At 61.4% G+C, this 2,971-nt stretch carries 6 protein-coding genes; all 6 read left to right on the top strand.

Going from position 1 to position 2,971, the window contains the following annotated elements:
* The first annotated feature begins 50 nt into the window (after positions 1-50).
* The 6 genes from rpsH to rplO are packed head-to-tail and all read left to right on the top strand — an operon-like array spanning position 51 to position 2,830.
* Positions 51-449: a 30S ribosomal protein S8 gene (gene rpsH, locus JF66_RS17700; RefSeq protein ID WP_035834623.1), complete on the top strand. Its 399-nt coding sequence runs from the start codon at positions 51-53 to the stop codon at positions 447-449.
* A 6-nt stretch (positions 450-455) separates the two neighbouring features.
* Positions 456-992 carry a 50S ribosomal protein L6 gene (gene rplF / locus JF66_RS17695; protein WP_035880087.1) on the top strand — a complete coding sequence of 179 codons (537 nt, stop codon included), beginning with the start codon at positions 456-458 and terminating at the stop codon, positions 990-992.
* 2 nt (positions 993-994) lie between these two features.
* Complete coding sequence (rplR, locus tag JF66_RS17690; RefSeq protein WP_035834625.1) at positions 995-1,366, top strand: 50S ribosomal protein L18; 372 nt, start codon at positions 995-997, stop codon at positions 1,364-1,366.
* Positions 1,363-2,076 (top strand): 30S ribosomal protein S5, encoded by a 714-nt coding sequence (rpsE, locus tag JF66_RS17685; RefSeq protein ID WP_035880086.1) that lies wholly within the window; start codon positions 1,363-1,365, stop codon positions 2,074-2,076. Before rplR ends, rpsE begins: the two co-directional genes overlap by 4 nt.
* A complete protein-coding gene (rpmD, locus tag JF66_RS17680) occupies positions 2,076-2,258 on the top strand; it encodes a 50S ribosomal protein L30 (RefSeq protein ID WP_174775401.1) in 183 nt (60 codons plus the stop codon). The genes rpsE and rpmD overlap by 1 nt, the downstream gene beginning before the upstream one ends.
* Positions 2,258-2,830, top strand: a complete 573-nt coding sequence (gene rplO / locus JF66_RS17675; protein ID WP_081882481.1) for a 50S ribosomal protein L15 — start codon at positions 2,258-2,260, stop codon at positions 2,828-2,830. The genes rpmD and rplO overlap by 1 nt, the downstream gene beginning before the upstream one ends.
* The last annotated feature ends 141 nt before the right edge of the window (positions 2,831-2,971 follow it).

The raw sequence follows: 2,971 nt of genomic DNA, 5'->3' as shown, positions 1-2,971 counted from the left end.
CGTCATCCGTGTAACGGATGGGCGAAACCAGGCGAGAAAGGCACCACAAAATGACAATGACAGATCCGGTCGCAGACATGCTGACCAGACTGCGCAACGCTAACTCGGCGTACCACGACACAGTGTCGATGCCGCATAGCAAATTGAAAGCGCACATCGCAGATATCCTCAAGGCACAGGGCTACATTTCAGCCTGGACCGTGACGGATGCTCGCGTTGGCCACACCCTCACGCTCGACCTGAAGTTCGGTCCGAACCGTGAGCGTTCCATCGTCGGCATCAAGCGGGTTTCCAAGCCCGGACTGCGCGTTTACGCAAAGTCGACTGAGATCCCCACGGTTCTCGGCGGTCTCGGTGTAGCCATCCTGTCCACCTCCAGCGGTCTGCTCACCGACCGCCAGGCTGAGAAGAAGGGCGTAGGCGGAGAAGTTCTCGCCTACGTGTGGTAACTGAGAATGTCACGTATTGGAAGACTTCCCATCCCGATCCCTGCTGGGGTAACGGTTGTGGCCGACGGCCAGGCCGTCTCCGTCAAGGGCCCGAAGGGCGAGCTCGCGCTCGTCGTCGCCAAGCCCATTGAGGTCAAGATTGAGGACGGTCACGTTCTCGTCACTCGCCCCAATGACGAGCGCAACTCGCGTTCGCTGCACGGGCTGACCCGCACACTGATCAACAACCAGATCATTGGCGTCACCGTTGGATACACCAAGGGCCTCGAAATCGTTGGTACCGGTTACCGCGCAGCGCAGAAGGGCACCTCAGTTGAGTTCGCCCTCGGCTTCTCGCACCCCGTCATCGTCGAGCCCCCCGTAGGAATCGTCTTGACCGTCGACGCCGTCAACCGGCTCACGGTCAGCGGTATCGACAAGCAGGCTGTCGGCGAGGTCGCCGCCAACATTCGTAAGATTCGCAAGCCGGAGCCGTACAAGGGCAAGGGTGTGCGTTACGCCGGCGAGATTGTGCGCCGCAAGGCCGGAAAGAGTGGTAAGTAGCCATGGGACTCGGAACTAGAGGCAAGAGCAAGTCCGCTGCCCGTGGACGCAGGCACACACGTCTTCGCAAAAAGGTCGTAGGTACGGAGCTTCGCCCCCGCCTCGTCGTCACGCGTTCGGCACGTCACGTATTCGTTCAGGTTGTCGACGACAGCAAGGGCTTCACCCTTGCGTCGGCATCCACGCTCGAGACTGACATGCGCACCTTCGATGGTGACAAGACCGCCAAGGCCCGCAAGGTCGGCGAACTTGTTGCTGAGCGCGCGAAAGCCGCCGGGATCGAATCCGTTGTATTTGACCGTGGTGGCAGCAAGTACGCGGGACGCGTCGCTGCCATCGCCGAGGGAGCTCGAGAGGGTGGATTGAACCTGTGAGCACTGAAACCAGCAAGACCGAAACCACAGCACCAGTTGCTGCCGTTGCAGAAGCGCCGGTTGAAACCGCCGCTTCAACGGCGCCTGCCCAGAACGAGCCTCGTGAGGCTCGTCGTGGCGGACGCGAGCGCAACCCGAACAAGGATCGCGGAAGCCGCGATGCCGACAAGAGCCAGTTCCTGGAGCGCGTCGTCACCATCAACCGGGTATCCAAGGTCGTCAAGGGTGGTCGTCGCTTCAGCTTCACCGCACTCGTCGTCGTCGGAGACGGTAACGGACTGGTCGGCGTTGGATATGGCAAGGCCCGCGAGGTGCCGACCGCTATCTCCAAGGGCGTCGAGGAAGCGAAGAAGAACTTCTTCCGCGTTCCCCGCGTCGGCCTGACCATTCCGCACCCCGTCCAGGGTGAGGCCGCAGCCGGCGTTGTCCTGCTCCGTCCGGCAGCAGCTGGTACCGGCGTTATCGCCGGTGGCCCGGTGCGCGCCGTACTCGAGTGTGCAGGCATCCACGACGTTCTGAGCAAGTCGCTCGGTTCGTCGAACACCATCAACATCGTGCACGCCACGGTGGAGGCACTGCACCAGCTCGAAGAGCCGCGTGCGGTTGCGGCTCGCCGCGGCCTTGCCTATGAAGACGTGGCTCCGGCCCGTTTCCTCCGCGCCGATGCCGCCGCAGCAGCCGCTGCAGCAACAGCAAAGGCAGGTGCGTGATGGCTCAGCTGAGGATCACACAGATCAAGTCCAAAATTAGTGAGAAGCAGAACCAGCGCGACACGCTTCGCAGCCTGGGTCTCCGACGCATTGGCGCCGTCACGATCCGCGAGGACAACTCGCAGAACCGTGGTTACGTCAACACCGTCGCTCACCTCGTGAAGGTCGAGGAGATTGACTAATGGCTGACGAGAAGGAAGCTACCAAGACGGTAGCCGACAAGCCCGCCACGAAGAAGGCAGCAGCTCCCAAGGCTGCAGCAAAGAAGGCGCCCGCCGCTGCAGCAGCCGTCAAGGCTGAGCCGACGGAGCCCCGCGAGCACGTGCTGAAGGTACACCACCTTCGCCCGGCTCCCGGAGCAAAGAAGGCCCGCCAGCGCGTGGGCCGTGGTGAAGGATCCAAGGGTAAGACCGCGGGTCGTGGAACCAAGGGTACGAAGGCACGCTACAACGTGCGCATCGGCTTCGAGGGTGGGCAGATGCCTCTGCACATGCGCACCCCGAAACTGCGTGGATTCAAGAACCCGTTCCGGGTCGAGTACCAGGTTGTCAACCTGGAGCGTCTGGAAGAGCTGTACCCGACCGGAGGAGATGTTACCATCGCCGACCTGGTCGCCAAGGGCGCAGTTCGGGACAACGAGAAGGTCAAGGTTCTCGGCAACGGTGAAATCACCGTCAAGCTGACCGTTTCGGTCGACAAGGTCTCTGGCTCAGCACTGCAGAAGATCGTCGCCGCAGGCGGATCAGTAAAGTAGTCCCTCGGTAGAACCAGTCGAGCTTGTCGGGTTGCAACAACGGAATAATTCGTTGGTGGAACTCGGCAGGCTCGATCTGCGTTAAGCTCGATTTACGTTACAAACTGGAGGCCTTTGTTGTTTAGCGCCATTGCGCGGATT

The sequence above is a fragment of the Cryobacterium sp. MLB-32 genome (assembly GCF_000738085.1).
Lineage (GTDB): Bacteria > Actinomycetota > Actinomycetes > Actinomycetales > Microbacteriaceae > Cryobacterium.
Note: the sequence above shows the minus strand (reverse complement) of the source record. Positions and strands in the feature narration are given on the sequence as shown.

Excerpts from the sequence above, each read along its gene's own strand:
- rpsH (WP_035834623.1), top strand. The coding sequence starts at position 51 with ATGACAATGACAGATCCGGTCGCAGACATGCTGACCAGACTGCGCAAC.
- rplO (WP_081882481.1), top strand. The coding sequence starts at position 2,258 with ATGGCTGACGAGAAGGAAGCTACCAAGACGGTAGCCGACAAGCCCGCC.
- rplF (WP_035880087.1), top strand. The coding sequence starts at position 456 with ATGTCACGTATTGGAAGACTTCCCATCCCGATCCCTGCTGGGGTAACG.
- rplR (WP_035834625.1), top strand. The coding sequence starts at position 995 with ATGGGACTCGGAACTAGAGGCAAGAGCAAGTCCGCTGCCCGTGGACGC.
- rpmD (WP_174775401.1), top strand. The coding sequence starts at position 2,076 with ATGGCTCAGCTGAGGATCACACAGATCAAGTCCAAAATTAGTGAGAAG.